Raw genomic sequence first — 20,665 nt, 5'->3', positions numbered from 1 at the left:
GTATACTTGACGCAATTCTAAATTTGTGGATAATAGAGACTATGTGGTGGCATGACGAAGAAGAGATTGTAGAAGAAGAAGAACAAAAAAGCAAAAGGGATATTCGCTTAATAAAAAAACTTGCTCCATATTTCAAACCATACATTAAAAAAATAATTGTTGCTACAATATTACTCTTATTTTCTACATTGTTAACCCTCGTTGGTCCAATACTCATTAAAAGGGTGCTTGATTATGAAATTCCGAACAAAAATCTTCAGGGACTTTTGTTTATTGCATTTATTTATTTTGTTATACAAAGTTTAATAATTTTAATAAGGTATTTCCAGCAGATTGAGATTGCAATGATTGGTGAACGGGCAATTGCGGATTTGAAATTCGATTTATTTAAGCACACAATAAGACTACCCGTTGAATTTTTTGATAAGAATCCGGTGGGCAGATTGATTACCCGTGTAGAGGGTGATGCGGAGACATTAAAAAATTTATTCTCTTCCACTGCAGTTGTCCTTGCCCAGGATTTTATATTGCTTTTAGGAATGTCGGTAATTATGGTTGTAGTAAATTGGAGGTTATATCTTTTGATTTTGATACTATTGCCTGTTTTCTTGTATGCCTTCTGGTGGTTCGGTAAGCATGTGCGACCAATATACATCAGTCTACGCAAGAAGATTGCGGAGATAAATAGTTTCATAATGGAGACGCTTCGTGCCCTACCGATAGTTCAGGTATTTCTTCAGGAAGAAAATTTTTTTAAAAGAATTGATAAATTGGGTAGAGAAAAATTTGACCTTGAAATGAAATCAATGTTATACTGGTACCGGATATGGTTTCTGGTAGATTTAGGAGAGATAATTGGCATTTTATTGATATTGGGGATTGGAGGGATATGGGCTTTAAAAGGTATGATAACGATTGGAACGCTTTTTTTATTTATTAACTATATCACAAAATTTTTTGGTCCCCTGCGGGGTTTATCTGACCAGTTCAATCTCATAGAACGCTCTTTTGCTGCAGCAGAAAGAATATTTAATATCTTTTCTATACCTTCGGAATTTGATAAAGAAATTGAGAAAGAAAGTTTTTCAATATTGAATGATAAGATAAAGTTTGATAATATTCGATTTTCCTATGAAAAAGAAGATTGGGTACTAAAAGACCTGAATTTTGAAATAAAAAAAGGCGAAAGGATTGCACTCGTTGGCGAAACCGGCGGCGGCAAGACATCTATTATTTCGCTTTTGTTAAAATACTATAAAGCCAATGTGGGTGTTGTCAGTATTGATGGGATAGATTTAAAAAGAATAAACCGTTATTCACTGCGTAAGAGAATCGGTTTTGTTCCTCAGGATGTCATCCTATTTCCGGGGACAGTCTTAGATAATCTCCGTCTTTTTAATAATGATATCCCACCTGAAAAAGTTTATGAAGCAACACAGAGAATCGGAATACACGAGAAGATTTTAAATTTACCAAAAGGATATGATACCGATATTATTGAACAGGGTATAAATCTTTCATTTGGTGAAAGACAATTGTTATCCTTTGCCCGTTCCCTTGTCTTTGACCCTGAGATAATCATCCTTGACGAGGCGACTTCTGCAGTTGACCCCCAGAGCGAAAGGATTATACAGGAAGGCCTAAAGGAACTCTTTCAAAACCGCACCGCAATAATCGTTGCCCATCGTCTCACCACAACCCGACTCGCTGACCGCATTTTAATAATTCATAATGGCAAACTTGTGGAACAGGGAAGCCATTCCGAACTTCTAAAGAAAAAAGGTTTCTACTGCAATTTTTATAAACTTCAGTACCTCCAGCAAAAGGTAGGATAAATGAAGACGATTACTCAATTCTGGAAAGAACGGCCGGTGCGGTTGATATTTCTAATTCTTTTTACGATAGTTTACACATTTCTTGTTCTATTATTCCCTTATATTTTAAAGGATCTTATTGATGGTATAAAGTCAGAATTTAGCACAAGGCAATTATTTAACGCAATTTTAATTCTTGGAATAATTGGGGTACTCCGTTCTACAGCAGGTGTGTTTCTTCCGTACACCCGAGGCAGAACTAATGAAATCTTCAATCTTAAAGAAAGAAATAATATATTTAAATCAATCGTCGTCCAGGGTCATTCTTTCTTTACCAAATTTTCCGCGGGTGATGTTCTGGAAAGAATGGATTTAGATTTGGGTGAATTGTCATGGTTTGCCTGCTCGGGAATATTCAGGCCGCTTGAAGGTATTTTGACTATCACCTTTGCCATATATTTTCTATCCCGTATTGATTGGAGATTGATGCTTATTGCTGTTTTACCAATGTCCGTAATGATTTTAGGTTATAGATTTTTTTCACCCAAAGTTTATAGATATTTTAAGACCTGGCGTGAGATAATATCACAGATTCATAGTTATCTCCAATCAAACTTTTCTGGAATTCGTATTATCAAGGCATACACACTTGAAAAACAGAATGAAGAAGAATTTAAGAAGTTGCTCCAGAACAGGGTTGATTCAGCAAGAAAGGTTTTCAGGATAGAATCTTTACTTCAGAATATGTTTGCATCAATAGAAGAGATTGGAATTGTGCTCGTCCTTTTATGTGGTGGAATATTTGTGATAAAGAATATGATTACTATCGGCGGGTTAATTGCATTTATGGCTTATATTATGACCCTTCTTGGTCCGATGATTGATATCGCAAATTTCTTTGTAATAAAAAAGCGTGCCGAAGTACAGGTGAAAAGAATTGAGGATATAAAAAATTATCCACCAGATGTAAGGGATACCGGAAAAATATCTAAATTTGATTTTACTTCACTTATTGCTGAAAATTTAACCTTCTCTTATGGCGAAGGTGTGCCTGCGGTTTTAAAGGAAATAAATATAAAAATTTCTGTTGGAAAAAAGATTGGAATAGCAGGGACCGTGGGCTCTGGCAAATCTACACTCTTAAAACTTCTAATGCATTTGTATGAGCCAATATCAGGTGATATTAAATTAGATGGTCTTTCGGTCCGTGAACTAAACTTAAGAAAATATCGTGGGCTGTTTTCCTATGTTCCACAGGAGCCTTCTTTATTTTCAGATACCATATACAATAATATAGTATTTGGGAAGGTTATTGATGAAAATAAAATTGCCCAGGTTATTGAAATCAGCCAGTTAAGTGATTTTATTAAAAATTCACCCGATGGTTATAATGGATTAATCGGGGAACGAGGACTAAAATTGTCAGGCGGTGAAAAACAGAGAATGGCAATCGCCCGTGCCCTCTTGAATGAAGCAAAAATCATGATTCTTGATGATGCCACAAGCAATCTTGATGCTGATACAGAGAAAAAATTGATTCAGCATATCGTTGAGATTCAAGGTATGACCGTAATAGTCGTTTCGCACCGATTATCAATTCTGTCAATGTGCGATTATGTTTATGTGCTGGATAAGGGAAAGATTGTTGAGGAGGGTACACCCGAACAATTGATTAATAAAAGGGGTTTATACTGGAGTCTATATCAATACCAGTTGGCGGAAAAATAGGCATAGGTAAGTCTGATAAAGCCTGTTTTCATTATTATTGACTTCTAATTTGATTTTTATATAATTTACGAAAGGAGAATCAAATATGAAGATAATTATAATAATACTCATAGTTGTGATAATCGGCTGGATTATAACACAGATTCTTCAGGCCGCAGACAAAAAAAGAAGGGAAGAGATTGTAAAAAAGAATATTGAAGAAAAGAAGAAGAGAGAAGAACAGGGTTTTTAACGAGTCAAACTATTTATTAATTCTTTAATATCCTCAGGGATGGGTGCAGTAAAAGACACCCATCTTTTTGTTTCAGGATGGACGAAGTTTATCTTATAAGAATGTAATGCCTGCCTGTGAAAAAAGAGCTTTGTTTTTTTTATATTATAGTATTTTTTATCCCCAATAATCGGATGTCCTATCTGGGCGAGTTGCAATCTCAATTGGTGGGTGCGTCCGGTCTTGGGCATCAGTTTCAATATTGTTGCATTTTTTAATATTTTCATAACTTCGTAATGTGTCTCAGCATATTCTTTCGTCTTTTGAATCAGTCCTTTCAAAATACCACTTTTTTGACCCAGCACCCCTTCAACAACTCCAATATAAGTTTTGTTTATCTTACGACTTCTGAATTCTTCAATCAAAAAATCACGGGCATTTTCGTTCTTCGCAAAGACCATTACTCCGCTTGTCTCGCGGTCAAGCCGATGGACCGGATAAACGTTTCTGTCTTTATTTTTTAGAATTTCATTCATTGCAGCGCCCTTTTCCCCGCCTATTTTTTCTGTGAGAAAACCCGAAGGTTTATTCACAATAATTATTTGTTCATCTTCATATAATATTGCTGGCTCATATAAAATAGGAATTTTATTGTATTCAAGAATGATTATCTTATCACCTTTTTTCACTTTTGTTGAAGGGAATGTTTTTCGCATGCCATTAACCAGCACAAGGCCATTTTCTATAATCTCTCTTGCTTCTTTACGGGATAAATCAGTAAAGAACGAAATAGCATAATCAAGACGACGCTCGCCCAATTCCGATTGAACAGTAAAACTTTTTTTCTTCAGGATATTTTCCATTTCACAAAATTATTATCCTATTCTCAACAATTCTTCTTTTTTCTGAAATTCGCTCAGATATTTTCTTATTGGCCAATGCTCGGGTAATTTTATCTCAGGATCTTTACTCACTACCGCGAATGCATCATCCCTTGCCAGAAATAATAGTTCCTGGTCCTGTTCAAGGTCTCCAATCTTTATATCTGGTAAGCCGTGCTGCCTTTTTCCCAAAATCTCACCAGGCCCTCTTAACTGCATATCCTTTCTTGCCAATGCAAATCCATCATTGTTCCTTTCAAAAAAGAGTAATCGCTCATAGGTTTCCTGGGCAACAAATTTACTCAATATCAGAAAGCAATACGATTTTTCTGCACCCCTGCCAATCCTTCCTCTTAACTGGTGCAGTTGTGCCAGACCAAATCGCTCGGGATGTAGTATCAACATAATTGTTGCATTGGGAATATCAACTCCAACTTCAATGACTGTTGTAGCGACAAGAATATTTATTTTTCCATTGCGAAAATCTGACATTATATTTATTCTTTCCTGTGTGTTGAGCTTTCCATGTATTAAGCCAACTGAAAAATTTGGAAATATATTGCAAACCTCTTCGTGAATTTCTTTTGCCGATTTCAATTCTAATTTTTCAGATTTTTCAATTATCGGACATACCACAAATGCCTGACGTCCCTTAAGTAACTCGGCATTTATGAATCTGTAGACGGTTGCTTTTTCATTCTCTAAATACAATTTTGTTATTACTTCACCCCTGCCCGCGGGTTTTTCGGTCAATGTAGAAATATCAAGGTCGCCATAAAGGGTTAATGCAAGTGTTCTTGGTATTGGTGTCGCTGAGAGCACGAGAAAATGTGGATTTATTCCTTTGTTTACAAGGGCTGCCCTTTGCATTACGCCGAATCTATGCTGTTCATCGATTATTGCCAATCCTAAATTTTTGAAAATAATTCCTTCTTCAATAAGGGCATGGGTTCCAAAAATTATCTTTGCTTCGCCACTCTGAATCTGATTTATCACTTCTTCCCGTGCTGAGCTTTTTATACTGCTTGTCAAGAGCACTGATTTAACGCCGAGCCTTTCCAGAATTTGGCGATGGTTAATATAATGCTGTTCCGCAAGAATTTCTGTTGGAACCATCATTGCACCCTGATAATTGTTTTCTACAGCCACGAGCAGGGCAAAGAGAGCGACAATGGTCTTTCCTGAACCAACATCTCCCTGGAGCAAACGATTCATAGGCTTTGACTTTGCTAAGTCAAAGATGATTTCATTAATCACCTTCTTCTGTCCTTCAGTGAGTTCAAAATTTAATGAATTCAAAAACGAATTGGTCAATTTGCAGGTTTGTTTCAAAACAACACCTTCCTGGCTCTTTGCTTTTAGTCTTCTTCGAGCAAGGGCGAGTTCAAAGAAGAAAAATTCATCATAAACGAGTCGCTGCCGTGCTTTTTTTGCCTTTTCAATTGCCTGAGGAAAATGCAAATCTTTTATTGCCTCTTTTAATGATGGAAGATTATTTTTTTGTAATATATATTCAGGGATAGTTTCTACAATTTCATTAAGACAGAGCTCAATGGCGATATTCATTGCCCTTCTTACATCCCAGATACCCAGTCCTTCTGTTAATGGATATATCGGAATTATTGTTCCCCCGGTTTTTTCTGAAATTGTTTCTTCGTCTCCGATTATTTCATAAATAGGATTGATGAATTGCTTATTGTAGAAAAAAGTTACTTTTCCTGAAACTATCAACCAATCACCAATTTTAAATTTGTTTTTCAAATCAGGTCTGTTAAACCATCTTAATACCACGCTGCCTGTTTCATCTTTCAACAATACATTGACCATTTCTCCCCTGTGTCTTGCTTTTTTAATTTCAATAAGATGAATCCTGCCTATAACCGTTGCTTCGTCATTAATCTTTAGGTCTTTTATCTTTAAAACAGTGGAGTAATCAAGATACCGATGCGGAATTAAAAATAAGAGGTCTTTTACATTCTCAACATTCAGTTTTTTGAAATAACTCGCCCTCTTTGGTCCAATTCCCTTTATGTATTGAACCGGACTATCAAGTCTTAAAAACTGTTTTTTTTGCACTATTTACCCTGGGTTATTATTTCAATCTCCTTATGAAATGTATCAGGGTTTAATGCCTTTGCCTCAGCATCCTTTATTGAGACAAGATTCTTCTTTACAAGATTTGCCAGACAGGCATCAAAGGTTATCATACCTTGTTGTTGGGAGGTCTGCAGGATAGATAGCAATTGATGGGTTTTTGCTTCCCTTATTAAATTGCGGACGCTCCCCGTAGCGATCAATAATTCATAGGCTGCGATACGACCCTTGCCATCTGCCCTTTTTATCAAATTCTGAGCAAATATTGCCAGAAGGTTCAATGATAATTGCATTCTTATCTGGTTTTGCTGATGGGGTGGAAAGACATCTATAATACGGTCAATAGTGGATATGGAATCCGCGGTATGGAGGGTTGTAATGACAAGATGCCCGGTTTCTGCGGCAGTAATTGCCAGCGAGATCGTTTCAAGGTCGCGCATTTCACCCACGAGGATTACATCGGGATCCTGCCTGAGTACAAATTTTAATGCATTCGCAAAGGAATGTGTGTCTCTTCCAACTTCACGCTGGGTTACGAGTGCCTTTTTATTCTTATGAATGAATTCAATTGGGTCTTCAACTGTGACAATATGGCAATTATCGTTTTCGTTACGATAGTCAATCAAGGCTGCCTGGGTGGTTGATTTTCCACAACCAGAAGGTCCGGTGACAACGATCAACCCCCTCGGTCTCATTGCCATATCCTTTAAAATCTGCGGGAATCCAAGTTCATCAATTGTTGGAATTTTTTCTGGAATAAGTCGGAATACTGCACCAATATTACCCTTCTGCCTGAACAGGTTGACGCGGAACCGAGCAACGCCGGTCATTTCATAAGATAGATCAAGCTCGTTATTTTTTTTGTATTCTTCAATCTGTTCCTTCTTGAGCATTTCAACGAGTCCTGATTCAATATCAATCGCTGTAAGGGGTGGAACTTCAAGACTTGTAAGGTCACCATTAATTCTCAAGATTGGTGGTGAACCTACCTTTAAAATCAAATCTGACGCACGACTATTTACCTGGGTATGTAAGAGATCATTGAGTTTTATCATGCTGACACCCGCCTTTCAAATTCATCGGGATTTGTGCAATGTGCAAGTGCCTCTTCATATTCAATTATTCCCTGATTCAGGAGATTGCGGAGATATTGATCCATCTGTATCATACCGAGTCTGGAACCAGTCTGTATCGCAGTATAAATTTGTGGTGTTTTTCCTTCCCGGATTGCACTGCGAATTGCCGGTGTGCAAACCATAATTTCAAATGCCGCAACGCGTCCGGCCCCGTCTTTTCTTCGCACCAGCGTTTCAGTTATCACCGCCTGAAGTGTTGTTGATAACTGGAGTCTTATCTGCTGCTGCTGGGCAGGCGGAAAAACATCAATGATACGGTCTATGGTTTGTACTGCATCAATTGTATGAAGTGTTGAAAAAACCAGATGACCTGTTTCTGCAGCAGTAATAGTTTGTGCCATTGTTTCAAGGTCGCGCATTTCACCCACGAGTATGATATCAGGATTCTGTCTTATGGCACGTCTTAACGCTTCGGCATAAGATTTTGTGTCAATACCAATTTCCCTTTGTTCAATAATGGATAACTTATCACGATGTAAAAATTCTATTGGGTCTTCAATTGTTATAATATGCTTTCGGAAATGTTGATTAATGTGTTCAATCATTGAAGCAAGGGTTGTAGATTTTCCACTTCCAGTGGGACCGGTTACAAGAACAAGACCCCTGGGTAGTTCAGCAATACGTTTTAATACAGATGGAAATCCCCATTCATCAATAGTTTTTATCTTTAAAGGTATGATTCTCATTACCACACCAATATTTCCCATCTGTTTAAAACAATTTACCCTGAATCTTGCTACTCCAGGTATCTCATATGCCATATCAAATTCAAGATTTTTTTCAAATATCTCGCGCTGGGCGGGTTTCATTAAACCATATATCAAACTTTCCATATCTTCTTTTGTTACTGGCGGATTGTCAGATCGTTGAAGTTCACCGGCAACACGGTATATCGGTGGTTCACCCACACGCAGATGCAAATCTGAACCTTCTCTTAAAACAAGTTCTTCTAAAAGGACATCAATTTCAATATTTGGCATATCTTATTTCTGCGTTCTAATGAATGCACGGAAGCCTATTGATGTATCAGTGATATAATCAAGTTGAGCCATTTTTGAAGAACTAATCTTAATGGTGTAAGGCATCGAATCTATTGGGAAAAGGGAATCAGCATTGCTGACGAACAGAATTGTATCAGCAATGGTCGTATCGTATAATGGATTTGTTAAATAATTTAGGAGACTATCTATTGATTTAGGCGCCCCCTTATATATTGCGATATCCGTGGTGTCAAAGCCCGATATACGGGTGAAAGATATGCAGAGTGTATCATTTAAGATAGAAATAAATTCTGCATCGGGTTTATGAAAATGCTGGACCGGGGGGATTTCTACCGATAGGTCAATTATATGGTCGCTCGCCTTTCCATAGAGTGAATTTAACCTGTAATAGACCTTTGTATTTGGTCTGAGTAAAGTATCGGCATCATTGAAATACATTATCGTATCAATTGGTACTGTATCAAGTGCAACGAAATTTGTTGAGTCATTGCTCCGCTCTACTATCACTGCATCAATCTGCGGTCTTTGCAATGTCCAGCCCCAGGTCAAATTCACAAATACCTGAGACTTTTCGCCGAGAATGCTCGTTTCAACATTAATAACCTCACTGGTATGTTTAACCCAACATTCAAGATTGACTTCCATTCCTGTTTCACACCCAATAACCATTAAGACAAATAGAAAAGCACATAGTTTCTTCATAGGACCTCCTTTTGGATAATTTGATAATAATAACTAATTTTAATTAATTGTCAATGGGAAACATAGGTTCGGACTTGACGCAGGATAAAAATCCAATATAATCTGAATGAATGAAAGTCTTTATTACTGGTTCCCAGGGATGTTTGGGAAGTGTGATGCAAAATCTGCTCAAACAGGAGAATGTTAACCATTTTGGGGTTGATGTGCAACAAATTGATATATCAGATTTCAAAAAAATCAATGAAACAATTATGAATTATAAACCGGATGTCATACTCCATTTTGCTGCAATCAGCGATGTTGATGCCTGTGAACGGGAACCCGATTTGGCGTTTAGAATAAATACCCTTTCAACCCTGGGTATTGCAATAATTGCCCGGAAAATAAATGCAAAATTGCTCTACACCAGCACAAATTTTGTATTTGATGGCAATATTGAGAGACCGTATTATGAATATGACGAACCCAATCCAATAAGTACATATGGAAAAACGAAGTATCTTGGAGAAAAATACATCAGAGAAATTTACAATCGCTTTTATATTGTCCGCACATCCTGGCTTTTTGGAAAAAATTCGAAAACATTTGCATCAAGATTTTTGCAGCAGAATGAGAAACCACGTTCAATAAGTGTTATTTGTGACCAGATTGGTTCTTTTACCTATGTTGTGGACCTTGCCGAAGCGATATTTAATATAATTAAATCAGAAAATTACGGTACATACCATATTGTAAATGGAGAGTATGGAACATGGCTTGATTTTCTGTTAAGGGCAAAGGAGATTATGAAATTTAACACAGAGTTGATTCCGGTCAAAACGGATGAATTAAATCTCCCCGCACCGAGACCAAAATTTGCACCACTTGGTTCAAAAAATTATGAATTTTTATTTGATAAAAAAATGCGTTCCTGGCAGGATGCCCTTGTTGAATTTATAAAGACACTCAAGATTTAAGTTCATATATCTTACCTTTCTAAATTTTTCAATATTAAGAGTTAGTTCCTGAATTTTCTTTTTAAATATCAGAAGTTTTGTTTTTATTTAATAATCTCCCACTATCTCCTTTTACAAAAGTTTAATCCCCCATTATCCCCCTTTTCAAAAGGGGGAAAGAGGGGGATTGAAATTGTGATTTCATAAATATTTGCGAAAAGTGGGTACGACAGAAAAAAGAAATGCACTATGGACATGTAGTATGAAGACTTAAAATTTCAAAAGAAAAAATGTGGAGAGGACTCAGGTAAAATTATAAGTTGACATATATCTATTTTTGGATATAATTTTTCTCCGACTCCGCATAATAAATGCGGGTCTGAGATCCCGAGCGGATGCGAGGGAAAAATCTTGATTTTGTAGTCCGCCTGGATATGTATAAAGAAATGTTGATGAGCAGATAAAATACTTTACTGCCGAGATGGCGGAACTGGGAGACGCGGCGGACTCAAAATCCGCAGTGCTGAAAGGCGCGTGGGGGTTCAACTCCCCCTCTCGGCATAAGGGTTTCCTCATTAAAAAATGGTTCAAGGTTATTGGGCATGGATGCTGTTATGATCTTTGGTCTATGGTTTAAGGTTAATGGGTTTGAGTGCTGGAAATATCTCTTGAATTTTCACACTGTCCAATTCTTTAAAATAATATCTTTCTGGGTAAGAATTACTCTTAAAAGCGGTGTGCGGTCTATTTCCTTGCCAGCTTCACGCGCCTTTATTATAAATTCTATGTAATCTTTAATTGTTCCTATGTAATCAAGGGGAATTGCTACTTCAACAAATTCATCTATTTTAAAGATGATATTTTTTTCCATACTAAGAATAAATTTTAATCCACCCGGTCTCTCAAAATCTATTTCATATTCATACTGGTTTATATCCTGATTTAAAATATCAAATCTTATGTATAAATTTTTATCATCAAATCCATAAAAGACCTTTGAAAATAGCCCAGCAAATCTCTGCATTGTGCCACCGGTTCTTTTTAAGTCAAGATAACCAGCGTTATACCACTCATAAAAAAATGTCAGTTTGCCATCAATGGTGGGTGAGATATAATCTATAGGTTGTGTAGCATATAACTCTGTCTGGGGGTTTATTGGCAGGAATAATTCATGCGGTGGTTCAATATTTATTTTTTTATATATCCAAAGTGCATTCTGTCTGAATAGTTGGTCAAATACTTCGGTTGTAACAGAGAAAAAATCATCTCCAAACCACCAGAACCAGTCACTGCCTTCAAGGAAATATAATCGCCTCCAGATTTCAGGGTCGTTTATTCCCGATTCAACGAGTTTATTCCTTAAATTTTTTATGATCAACCATGCCTTATGGTCTTCAGATTTACCAATCCAGATATTGAAGTTTGCTCCAATCCAGGAACCAGGAAATAAGTTTGTGAGACTATTAATTGCTTCTGAATGTTCATTCACAAATTTTGAGAATGTCGTTGTTGGAATTTTTTGTTCAGAAATGGTTTTATAAAGTAATTGTAGAAAATCAGTTCCATCATTCGCGAAATACTCCCAGGCATTTTCGCCATCAAGGATAACAGGAAGAATAAATTTTTCTAACGGTGAAAGGGAACCCGCAATTTGTTTTATCCTGCCTACAAAATCTTCAACTGCCTTTTCTGGTTCCCATCTGTTATATACGAATGCAATGCGGTCTGATAGTAAATGGTCCCGGAAAAATATCTTGATATTACCCATTTTCCAGGGTTTATAAAGCAGATTGCTGTGATTTGGAATTCCATTTTCATCCCGTTTGAATGAGATATTTATTGAGCGGGCAAGTATCTCCTCATCAGTTGCAATCCATTCAAGGCCAACATCGGATATAATTGGGATCAGTTCAGAGCAGACACTTCCCTCTGACGGCCAGAGTCCTTTTGGTTTAAATCCAAATATTTTTTCAAATACTTCTATTCCCTTTTTGATTTGTTCTTTTGCATCTTCGGGGTGTTTGAATTCAAAAGGTATCTCGAGATTGGGATTTGATATTTTTGCAAGATTGCTATTAATAAGCAAGGGCAGAATTGGGTGTGATAGTGGGGATGTCGTAAGTTCAATCTGTCCTGATTCTGCTGCTTTTTTATATTCATCAAAAATAGAATTAATTATTTTATTCTGTAGGTTAATAATGAGTTCTTTATCCTGCTCTCTATAATTCCTGCCTTTCTGATATAAATCTTTTATCTCGTCTCTAAAAACAGGGTCAATCCAGGTAAGATTTGCCCATATTTGTAAATCCCTGAATTCGTCGGTTGTAAAACTTTCGGCGACACTCGGCAATTCTTCTGGCACAAGTTTTTTGCCCCTTTTCATCAGTAGAGAAAAATACCTTGGATAGGGTTCAACCATTTCATCCCAGTTCGCAAGAAAAAAATCCTTAAGGATTTCAATTTTATCTTCTATAGTTAAATTTTCTGCTGGTTTTTTGAAAAGTAGAAACTGGCGATCAGTGCATTTGTTTTCCTTATATTCCTGGAGTTGCATGAGCAGGGTGGGTGTAAAATTGAATGTTGCATGAATCTGTGGAAAATTCTGTAGATTTTTTAACATATCAAGATAATCTTTTATTGCATGCAATCGGACCCAGGGCATTGGTAAAACTTTATCTTCTGGATTTGAGTATATCGGTTGGTGGAAGTGCCAGAGGAATGCAACCGATAGATTATTCATCATTAATCAATTCTTCGGGTCCTAAATACCAAAAAATGAATAGATAGGTATTATTTATTAAAATAGCCAAGATAGAATTTTGCATCATTTGTAATGTCCTGGGGTGGGTTCTGTTCCAGAAGTTTTCGCAGTATTTCTTTTGCCTTATCGGTGTTACCTAAAATTCCATTTATCCTTCCCCAGGCGAGCATTCCCAAATAATAGAAATGGGAATCTTTGTTTTTGGCAACACTCTCATAATACTTTAATGCCCGTTCATAATCTTTTAATCCTTCGGCGGCACAGCCCGCACCAAATTGTGCTGATGGGGTTAATAAAAAGTCTTTCTTTTCTTTAGATAGAAATTTATCAAAATAATCTAATGCTTCGCTGAATCGCGCAGTGTGGTAATTTATCACCCCGAGATAATAATAAGCTACCTTACCCGGTCTTGTATTATTATATTTTTCAGTTAACTGCAAAAAATAATTTTCCGCATCTTGCAGCCTTCCCATAGTAACAAAATTGATTGCCTGTGTATAAATCAACTCTGCTTCAGGATTTACTTTTTCTGAAGGATAAAAAAGATATCCTATAACAAATATTGCTGCAACAATACCTATCCCTATCCAGATTGCTATATCACGATGCCGAACAATAAATTTTATTAATTTTTCCATCGTTTTCTGGAATGAGTCTTCGGTCTTAAGACCTCGCTTCATGTCTCTCATAATTCTCCTAAATACCCCTGACCCGATTTGAACGGGTGACCTGCGGTTTAGGAAACCGCTGCTCTATCCTGCTGAGCTACAGGGGCACAGACATAGTTAGATTATATAAAATTTATAACGAAAGTCAATAATTACTTACCATTAAATCTGATTGACAAGTAGATTATTTTAAGTATAATGAAAATAATGAAGCGTGGATTGGTGATAATTCCAACCTATAATGAAGCGGTTAATATTGAGAAGATTATTAATGCAGTTCTTTCAAAATCGGAACAACTTGAAGTTTTGGTAATTGATGATAACTCTTCGGACAATACCCCAGAGATCGTTGAAAGTCTAATGAAACAAAATAATAGAGTGCATATCATTAAAAGACCTCGAAAAATGGGGCTCGGCACTGCCTATGTTACTGGGTTTGGATATGCGCTTGAAAATAACTACGATTTCGTCTTTGAAATGGACGCTGATTTTTCACACGACCCGAATGATCTACCCAGGTTCATTGAGCTCTTAGATAAATATGATTTAATCATTGGCTCCAGATATATAAATGGTGTGAGTGTTGTCAACTGGCCAATGAAGAGACTATTATTGTCCTTTTTTGCCTGTATCTTTGCGAGGATTGTCACCGGTGTCCCGGTGCGCGACCTTACCAGTGGATTTAAGTGTTATTCGCGCCGCGCGCTCGAAAGTGTAAACTGGAAAAAATTTAAGGTTGATGGTTATGGATTTCAAATCCAGAGTGTCTATGGTGTGTTCTGTGCCCGCCTGCCCATAAAGGAAATTCCGATAATCTTCGTAGAACGCAGAGCAGGAACATCAAAGATGTCAAAGAGAATAATCTGGGAGGCATTCTGGCTTGTATGGAAGTTACGACTTATGTCAATTTTCAACAAAAAATGGCTCTGTAAATGATTTTAATTGAATTTTTTATTCTTTCCATTTCGTTAAAACCAGTTTTCTATACAAATCACAATTATATATACAATATTGCAGTCAACGATTCGTTTGTTTATGCAGCAACTAATGGTGGTGTTGTTGGTTATAATTATCTAAATAATACTTTCAGAGTTTTAACAAATACTGATGGACTTACGGTTAATCGTCAGCAATGCATTGCAATTGACAGTGCAGGAAACATCTGGGCGGGTTCGAACAATGGACTTGTCCAGGTTGATAAATCATTCACTAATATCCGGATTTATCCGATGGAATGTTTGCCCTGCACAAGGGTGAATACAATCTATTGTTTAAAAGATACGATTTTGGTGGGAACTCAAAACGGTTTGTTAATCATAGATACAAAAGGCACATTAGAGAATTTCCAGGATGACAGAGTTTTAAAGGTATATGATTTCCAAGGATTATCTTCCAATAACGTGCTGACGATTGCAATCGATACTGGATTCTGGATTGGAACGGATGAAAAAATAACAAGATTTAGCAATGATTTCCAGAACTATACTATTTATGGTGTGGAAAATGGACTTCTTAAAAACTACATTAGAAAATTAAAAATTATAGATTCAGTTCTATATGTCGGAACTGATGCAGGATTAAACAGATTTACCGGAATCTATTTTGATACAGTAATTATCGGATATAAAATTGTTGATATAGAAAAAGCCGGTGATTCATTATTGCTTGCCCTTGATTCCATTCGTCAAATTGGCATATTTTTTCAGGGAAATTTAAGCCTTTTAAACGCAGGTATTCCATATCTGACCAGGGTCAATGATGTTGAGAATTATAAAGGTCAATGGTTCTGTGCCACCGGCAATCCCTTTAAATCCGATTATTTCGGGGAAGGAATAGGTATCTATAATTTTCCCAATCAACAATGGGAATTAAAAAAAGACAATGGTCTCGCTTCAAATCATATTTGTAGTATTACGGCAAATCAATACGGTGTTTTCATTGCGCACGGGACAAGGAATGTTGATGCACGCGGGGTTAGTTGGTTTAAGAATGATAATACCTGGCAAAATTTGTGTCAGGATTCACTTGTTCCAACAAAATTCATCCACCGTTGTGTCACTGCACCGGATAAAAGAGTCTGGTTTGCTCTACATTATACAGATTCTTTACTGGCAATTTCTTTTAACCCAGAGAATAATAGCTGGTATTATTTGAGGCAAAAGTATCGCGGTATTGATAGCACTGTAGCAATATGGGATTTGAAATTTGACCTGAAGAATAATATGTATCTTTCCCTTGCCGGACCATCAGACAAAATTTGGGTATATGATTCTGCATTGACAACAGCGTATCTCCTTGGCGATAGGACCCCGGGATTTGAGGTTGAACTTGCAATAGATTCAAGTTTGCGTGTATTTAGTACGATCTTTGATGCCGCAGGTGGAGTTTTGATGATTGATACCAGGGGGACTATTTTTGACCGCGGTGATGATGTTAATTTAAAGTATGGAAAGACCGATGGATTACTTTCACAGTTCTGTTCAGGTATAACAGTAGATGAAAAAAACAATGTTTACATTGCTAATGAAGTGGGTGTCTCGGTGCTTGTAAATAATATCTTTGAACACATAGAAAATTTTAATGGCGGTGTGATTTATGATGTACTCGCTGATGGCGAAGGCAGGGTATGGATAATGGCTGACAATGGAGTATACAATTATGATATAAACTACAAAATGCTTAAAGGTTTTACGTTCAATGAATTGGGTGTTAATGTAGAATTTTTGCCGGTAAGTAACGAAATAATACAGGTCCAAGGATTTTGCTATGATTCTTATCGTTCTTGTTTCTGGTTGGGTAGTCAGAATGGGTTGCTAAAACTTGAAATTATTAAAAAAGACACTTCTTCATTGGACAGTATAGTAATATATCCAAATCCTGTAATAAGAGGAGATGCGGTACGAATTAAGAATATTCCCAATGATGCTTCGGTCATTATATTTTCAATTTCAGGTAGAAAATTGACAGAAGGATTGAAACCAAACTCCCTGGGCGAAGTTCTCTGGCACATTCCCCATAATATATCAAGTGGTTTATACTTCGCACTGATTAATACCGGTAATGATAAAAAGGTTTGTAAATTTGCTATTGTCAAATAGATTGAAGCACATTGAATTAGTTTTTTCCCTATATTATGCATGAGTATAGTGTAACCAAGTCGCTTGTTGACCTTTGTAATCAGGAGGCAGAGAGACATAAAATAAATTCGGTAAAGTTAATAAAAGTTAGACTTGGAAAGTTCACCGGATTTTCTCCCGAGGCAATAAATTTTTATTTTGATTATTTAAAAAAGGGAACACGGTGTGAATTTGCGAAGATCGATTTTTTTGATATTCCGATTCGTATAAAATGCTGTGATTGTAATTTTGAAAATGAGATAGAAGAACCGTTATTTGTTTGTCCGCAATGTGGGAAAACAGCCATAGAGATATTATCGGGCAGGGAATTTTATGTAGAATCAATAGAAGGTGAATAAGAAAGGAGTATTATGAAGATAAATATTCTCAAACCTGTTTTGGTATCAAATCAGGAAAGGGCAAAAGAAAATAGAAAATTTTTTGATAAGTCAAATTCTTTGGTTTTAAATATCATTGGTTCACCGGGTTCAGGGAAGACATCGGTGATAGAGAACATTGTAAAAAGATTAAAATCGCGATTCAAAATCCTTGTAATAGAAGGGGATATCAAGGGGTCAATTGATAGCGAGAGGTTGAATAAATTGAAGATTGATACGATTCAGATAAATACCCAAACTGAATGTCATCTTGATGCATTTATGATTGCCCAAACCCTGCCTAAGGTGGATAAACCTTATGATTTAATACTTATTGAAAATGTTGGTAACCTTGTTTGCCCTGCCGAGTTTGAAATTGGTGAAGATTATAAGATCGCAATTCTTTCTACCCCGGAGGGCGATGATAAACCAATAAAATATCCCTTATTGTTTCATCTGGCAAAGGTTGTGATCATTAATAAAATTGACCTTTTGCCTTATCTGGATTTTAAGGTCAAAAAAGCCAAAAAAAATATAGTAAATAAAAACCCTAAGGCATTAATATTTGAAGTTTCAGCCAAAAATGGTAGAGGGTTTGATAAGCTTATTGATTTTATAAAAAAAGAACTGGCTAAGAAAAAGTAAAAATTTATTTATCAATGGCGCGGAGTCTTGTTCAGGTTAAAGGCATTGTTCAGGGTGTGGGATTTAGACCTTTTGTTTACCGCCTGGCAAATAGATTAAATCTTACCGGTTTTGTCCGCAATACGTCTTACGGGGTGGAGATAGAGATTGAAGGTAATACAAAAAGAATAAAAGAATTTTTAAAAAGACTTTCATTGGAAAGACCAGCTGCATCAATAATTGAATTAATTACAGTGAAACAGATACCAGTCAAAGGAGAAAAAAGATTTGTCATAAAACACAGTAAACAATCCAGTGGTTTCACCCAGATTTCACCGGATATTGCAACCTGTAAAGATTGTTTGAAAGAATTCTTTAATCCTGAAGATCGTAGATACAAATTTCCTTTCATAAATTGCACGAACTGCGGTCCCAGATATTCTATAATCTACACTACACCTTACGACCGTCAGCAGACTTCTATGAAAGAATTCAAAATGTGTCCGGAGTGTGAAAAAGAGTTTGAAGATGTCTATAATCGCAGATTTCATGCCCAGCCTGATTGCTGTTTTGTATGTGGACCAGAATTTTCAATATACCGGATTGATGGAAAAATGATTAAAACAAAAGACCCGATAATTGAGGCAATAAACTTGCTGAAAAAAGGTGAGATTGTTGCAATAAAAGGGATCGGTGGATTTCATATTGCCTGTGATGCCACGAATTGTAGCGCTGTAAATAAATTGAGAATTTTGAAGAATCGTCCAACGAAGCCATTTGCAATAATGGCTTCTGAAAAAGTTCTGGAAAAAATAGTGAGGGTCACACCACAAGAAAAAAAGTTTATAAAATCTCCGGTCGCACCGATAATGCTACTTGAAAAGAAAAATAGTGAAGTATGTGAAGAGGTTGCACCAAATAATCCATATCTTGGTGTAATGCTGCCATATGCGCCGGTTCATTATCTTCTTCTTGAGAAAATTCCACTTCTTGTTATGACAAGTGCCAATATCGCAGATGAACCACTTGTAAAGGATGATACAGAAGTGAAAAGTAAGCTCAAAAAGATTGTTTCGTTCTATCTTACCCACAATCGTAAAATTATAAATAGATGTGATGACTCTATAGGATTTTATCTCAAAGACCGTGGATTTTCAATAATTCGTCGCTCAAGGGGTTATGTGCCGGTGCCGATTGAACTGCCATTTTCTGTGAGACCAACCCTTGCAACCGGACCTTATTTAAAAAATACCTTCACCCTTGCTGATAAAAAGAATGCCTATGTTTCACCACACATTGGAGACCTTGATAACTCTGAGACATTAAATTTTTTCTATGAAATGGTTGGAAATTATAAAAGATGGTTTAAGATTGAGCCAGAGTTGATTGTGCACGATTTGCATCCAGATTATCTATCTACCAAGGTTGCCTTTGAGATAGCAAAGAAAAAGGGATTAAAAAAAATTGGTGTCCAGCATCACATCGCCCACATTGTTTCTTGTTTGGGCGAGAATAAAATATCTGAAACAGCAATTGGTATTGCATTTGATGGAACAGGATACGGATTTGATGGGAATATATGGGGTAGTGAATTCTTTATCGGTGATCTAAAAAATCAAAAAAGGGTTGCCCACTTAGAATACCTTCCCTTACCAGGTGGTGAAGAGAGCATTAAAAAACCTTATCGTATTGCGATAGCCTATCTTTATAAAATTTTTGGTAAGGATTTTATAAAAGACTTATGCCTTAACATTCATTCTAATGAAATTGATGTAATAATTAAAATGATAGAACAGAATTATAATCTTGCTTATACATCAAGTATGGGAAGACTCTTTGATTGCATTTCAGCAATGCTTGGCATTACCCAGGAAATAACCTATGAGGCAGAGGCAGCGATAAACTTAGAATATGTAGCCAAAAAAGGTATAAAGGATTATTATCCCTACGAAATTTCTAAAATATCCCTGAATTACTTAAGACAAGGGAATGTAACGACTTCCACTTGCGATAATGAATTTCTAATTCGTATCCGTCCCATCCTTGAAGGTATATTAAACGACCTTAAAAGGGGTATTGATAAAGGTCTTATTTCAGCAAAGTTCCATAATACGGTAGCACAATTTTCCCTTGACATTGTCCGAAGACTGCGTAGAATTTATGGCGTGAACAGAGTAGTTTTGTCCGGCGGAGTTTTTCAAAATAGATATTTGTTGAATTTAATGATCAGACGGATGGAAGATAATGATTTCAAAGTTTTCACACACCATAAACTCCCAACAAATGATGGTTGTATCTCTTACGGGCAAGTGATATGTGGGAACTTATTAAATGAGAAGTGAGAAATGAGAAATGAGAAGTGAGAAATGGGAAATGAGAAGTAGGAAGTGAGAAGTTATGTGTTTAGCGGTTGTTGGTAGAATAGAAAAAATTGATGGAGATATGGCAATTGCTGAAATTATGGGTGTGCGTAAGGAGATATCTATTGTGCTCACACCTGAAGTTAAGGTAGGGGATTATGTTATGATCCATGCGGGTTTTGCGATAAATCCGATAGATGAAAAAGAGGCTAAAGAGACTGAAAGACTTTTGAGAGAAGTGGCAAAATACTCATAAC

The 20,665-nt window shown here is 36.4% G+C and carries 17 protein-coding genes and 2 tRNA genes; 11 read left to right on the top strand and 8 right to left on the bottom strand.

What is annotated here, in order from left to right; translation table 11 throughout:
- Positions 1-41 precede the first annotated feature (41 nt).
- The 3 genes from ABIL69_02930 to ABIL69_02920 all read left to right on the top strand — a co-directional run bounded on the left by ABIL69_02930 (position 42) and on the right by ABIL69_02920 (position 3,774).
- Positions 42-1,835 carry an ABC transporter ATP-binding protein gene (locus ABIL69_02930; GenBank protein MEO0122940.1) on the top strand — a complete coding sequence of 598 codons (1,794 nt, stop codon included), beginning with the start codon at positions 42-44 and terminating at the stop codon, positions 1,833-1,835.
- Positions 1,836-3,542, top strand: a complete 1,707-nt coding sequence (locus ABIL69_02925) for an ABC transporter ATP-binding protein (protein MEO0122939.1) — start codon at positions 1,836-1,838, stop codon at positions 3,540-3,542.
- Between the two features lie 85 nt (positions 3,543-3,627).
- Positions 3,628-3,774 (top strand): hypothetical protein, encoded by a 147-nt coding sequence (locus tag ABIL69_02920; protein ID MEO0122938.1) that lies wholly within the window; start codon positions 3,628-3,630, stop codon positions 3,772-3,774.
- On the opposite strand, the gene ABIL69_02915 is transcribed toward ABIL69_02920, so the two are convergent.
- The 5 genes from ABIL69_02915 to ABIL69_02895 are packed head-to-tail and all read right to left on the bottom strand — an operon-like array spanning position 3,771 to position 9,567.
- Positions 3,771-4,616, bottom strand: coding sequence for an RluA family pseudouridine synthase (locus ABIL69_02915; protein MEO0122937.1), 846 nt, complete (start codon positions 4,614-4,616; stop codon positions 3,771-3,773). The genes ABIL69_02920 and ABIL69_02915 overlap by 4 nt on opposite strands.
- Before the next feature lie 12 nt (positions 4,617-4,628).
- Positions 4,629-6,710: an ATP-dependent DNA helicase RecG gene (recG, locus tag ABIL69_02910; protein MEO0122936.1), complete on the bottom strand. Its 2,082-nt coding sequence runs from the start codon at positions 6,708-6,710 to the stop codon at positions 4,629-4,631.
- Positions 6,710-7,783, bottom strand: coding sequence for a type IV pilus twitching motility protein PilT (locus ABIL69_02905; protein MEO0122935.1), 1,074 nt, complete (start codon positions 7,781-7,783; stop codon positions 6,710-6,712). Before ABIL69_02905 ends, recG begins: the two co-directional genes overlap by 1 nt.
- Positions 7,780-8,844 (bottom strand): type IV pilus twitching motility protein PilT, encoded by a 1,065-nt coding sequence (locus ABIL69_02900; protein ID MEO0122934.1) that lies wholly within the window; start codon positions 8,842-8,844, stop codon positions 7,780-7,782. The genes ABIL69_02905 and ABIL69_02900 overlap by 4 nt, the downstream gene beginning before the upstream one ends.
- Positions 8,845-8,847: 3 nt before the next feature.
- Positions 8,848-9,567, bottom strand: a complete 720-nt coding sequence (locus ABIL69_02895) for a hypothetical protein (GenBank protein ID MEO0122933.1) — start codon at positions 9,565-9,567, stop codon at positions 8,848-8,850.
- Between the two features lie 110 nt (positions 9,568-9,677).
- Here ABIL69_02895 and rfbD point away from each other — a divergent pair, with 110 nt between their 5' ends.
- Together rfbD and ABIL69_02885 are read left to right on the top strand one after the other, a co-directional pair.
- Positions 9,678-10,523: a dTDP-4-dehydrorhamnose reductase gene (rfbD, locus tag ABIL69_02890; GenBank protein MEO0122932.1), complete on the top strand. Its 846-nt coding sequence runs from the start codon at positions 9,678-9,680 to the stop codon at positions 10,521-10,523.
- A 454-nt stretch (positions 10,524-10,977) separates the two neighbouring features.
- Positions 10,978-11,063, top strand: a tRNA-Leu gene (locus tag ABIL69_02885).
- A gap of 115 nt (positions 11,064-11,178) precedes the next feature.
- On the opposite strand, the gene ABIL69_02880 is transcribed toward ABIL69_02885, so the two are convergent.
- From ABIL69_02880 to ABIL69_02870, 3 genes are all read right to left on the bottom strand, one after another.
- Positions 11,179-13,245, bottom strand: coding sequence for a glycoside hydrolase family 57 protein (locus ABIL69_02880; protein ID MEO0122931.1), 2,067 nt, complete (start codon positions 13,243-13,245; stop codon positions 11,179-11,181).
- Between the two features lie 47 nt (positions 13,246-13,292).
- Entirely contained in the window at positions 13,293-13,952 is a 660-nt protein-coding gene (locus tag ABIL69_02875) for a tetratricopeptide repeat protein (GenBank protein MEO0122930.1), read from the bottom strand.
- Positions 13,953-13,964: 12 nt separating this feature from the next.
- Positions 13,965-14,038: transfer RNA gene (locus ABIL69_02870), tRNA-Arg, on the bottom strand.
- Between the two features lie 100 nt (positions 14,039-14,138).
- Between ABIL69_02870 and ABIL69_02865 the strand changes: the two genes are divergently transcribed.
- Genes ABIL69_02865 through ABIL69_02840 form a run of 6 tightly spaced genes read left to right on the top strand, consistent with a single transcriptional unit; the run spans position 14,139 to position 20,664 of the window.
- Positions 14,139-14,867, top strand: coding sequence for a polyprenol monophosphomannose synthase (locus tag ABIL69_02865; GenBank protein MEO0122929.1), 729 nt, complete (start codon positions 14,139-14,141; stop codon positions 14,865-14,867).
- Positions 14,864-17,029 carry a T9SS type A sorting domain-containing protein gene (locus ABIL69_02860; GenBank protein ID MEO0122928.1) on the top strand — a complete coding sequence of 722 codons (2,166 nt, stop codon included), beginning with the start codon at positions 14,864-14,866 and terminating at the stop codon, positions 17,027-17,029. The genes ABIL69_02865 and ABIL69_02860 overlap by 4 nt, the downstream gene beginning before the upstream one ends.
- Positions 17,030-17,064: 35 nt before the next feature.
- Positions 17,065-17,406 carry a hydrogenase maturation nickel metallochaperone HypA gene (gene hypA, locus ABIL69_02855; protein MEO0122927.1) on the top strand — a complete coding sequence of 114 codons (342 nt, stop codon included), beginning with the start codon at positions 17,065-17,067 and terminating at the stop codon, positions 17,404-17,406.
- Between the two features lie 12 nt (positions 17,407-17,418).
- Positions 17,419-18,069 carry a hydrogenase nickel incorporation protein HypB gene (hypB, locus tag ABIL69_02850; protein ID MEO0122926.1) on the top strand — a complete coding sequence of 217 codons (651 nt, stop codon included), beginning with the start codon at positions 17,419-17,421 and terminating at the stop codon, positions 18,067-18,069.
- A gap of 14 nt (positions 18,070-18,083) precedes the next feature.
- Positions 18,084-20,390: a carbamoyltransferase HypF gene (gene hypF, locus ABIL69_02845; protein MEO0122925.1), complete on the top strand. Its 2,307-nt coding sequence runs from the start codon at positions 18,084-18,086 to the stop codon at positions 20,388-20,390.
- Positions 20,391-20,445: 55 nt separating this feature from the next.
- Entirely contained in the window at positions 20,446-20,664 is a 219-nt protein-coding gene (locus ABIL69_02840) for a HypC/HybG/HupF family hydrogenase formation chaperone (GenBank protein MEO0122924.1), read from the top strand.
- Position 20,665 lies beyond the last annotated feature (1 nt).

It is taken from the genome of candidate division WOR-3 bacterium, from assembly GCA_039802005.1.
In the GTDB taxonomy this organism is placed as follows: Bacteria; Hydrothermota; Tepidihabitantia; order SM23-42; family JAOAFX01; genus JAOAFX01.
The sequence above is the reverse complement of the archived record's forward strand: the minus strand, read 5'-3'. Positions and strand labels throughout refer to the sequence as shown.

What these genes read in the sequence shown, in the direction of transcription:
- ABIL69_02905 (MEO0122935.1), bottom strand. Translation starts at nt 7,783, where the DNA reads ATGATAAAACTCAATGATCTCTTACATACCCAGGTAAATAGTCGTGCG.
- rfbD (MEO0122932.1), top strand. Translation starts at nt 9,678, where the DNA reads ATGAAAGTCTTTATTACTGGTTCCCAGGGATGTTTGGGAAGTGTGATG.
- hypA (MEO0122927.1), top strand. Translation starts at nt 17,065, where the DNA reads ATGCATGAGTATAGTGTAACCAAGTCGCTTGTTGACCTTTGTAATCAG.
- ABIL69_02930 (MEO0122940.1), top strand. Translation starts at nt 42, where the DNA reads ATGTGGTGGCATGACGAAGAAGAGATTGTAGAAGAAGAAGAACAAAAA.
- hypF (MEO0122925.1), top strand. Translation starts at nt 18,084, where the DNA reads ATGGCGCGGAGTCTTGTTCAGGTTAAAGGCATTGTTCAGGGTGTGGGA.
- ABIL69_02840 (MEO0122924.1), top strand. Translation starts at nt 20,446, where the DNA reads ATGTGTTTAGCGGTTGTTGGTAGAATAGAAAAAATTGATGGAGATATG.
- ABIL69_02915 (MEO0122937.1), bottom strand. Translation starts at nt 4,616, where the DNA reads ATGGAAAATATCCTGAAGAAAAAAAGTTTTACTGTTCAATCGGAATTG.
- ABIL69_02925 (MEO0122939.1), top strand. Translation starts at nt 1,836, where the DNA reads ATGAAGACGATTACTCAATTCTGGAAAGAACGGCCGGTGCGGTTGATA.
- hypB (MEO0122926.1), top strand. Translation starts at nt 17,419, where the DNA reads ATGAAGATAAATATTCTCAAACCTGTTTTGGTATCAAATCAGGAAAGG.
- ABIL69_02860 (MEO0122928.1), top strand. Translation starts at nt 14,864, where the DNA reads ATGATTTTAATTGAATTTTTTATTCTTTCCATTTCGTTAAAACCAGTT.
- ABIL69_02900 (MEO0122934.1), bottom strand. Translation starts at nt 8,844, where the DNA reads ATGCCAAATATTGAAATTGATGTCCTTTTAGAAGAACTTGTTTTAAGA.
- ABIL69_02865 (MEO0122929.1), top strand. Translation starts at nt 14,139, where the DNA reads ATGAAGCGTGGATTGGTGATAATTCCAACCTATAATGAAGCGGTTAAT.
- ABIL69_02880 (MEO0122931.1), bottom strand. Translation starts at nt 13,245, where the DNA reads ATGATGAATAATCTATCGGTTGCATTCCTCTGGCACTTCCACCAACCG.
- ABIL69_02895 (MEO0122933.1), bottom strand. Translation starts at nt 9,567, where the DNA reads ATGAAGAAACTATGTGCTTTTCTATTTGTCTTAATGGTTATTGGGTGT.
- ABIL69_02875 (MEO0122930.1), bottom strand. Translation starts at nt 13,952, where the DNA reads ATGAGAGACATGAAGCGAGGTCTTAAGACCGAAGACTCATTCCAGAAA.
- ABIL69_02920 (MEO0122938.1), top strand. Translation starts at nt 3,628, where the DNA reads ATGAAGATAATTATAATAATACTCATAGTTGTGATAATCGGCTGGATT.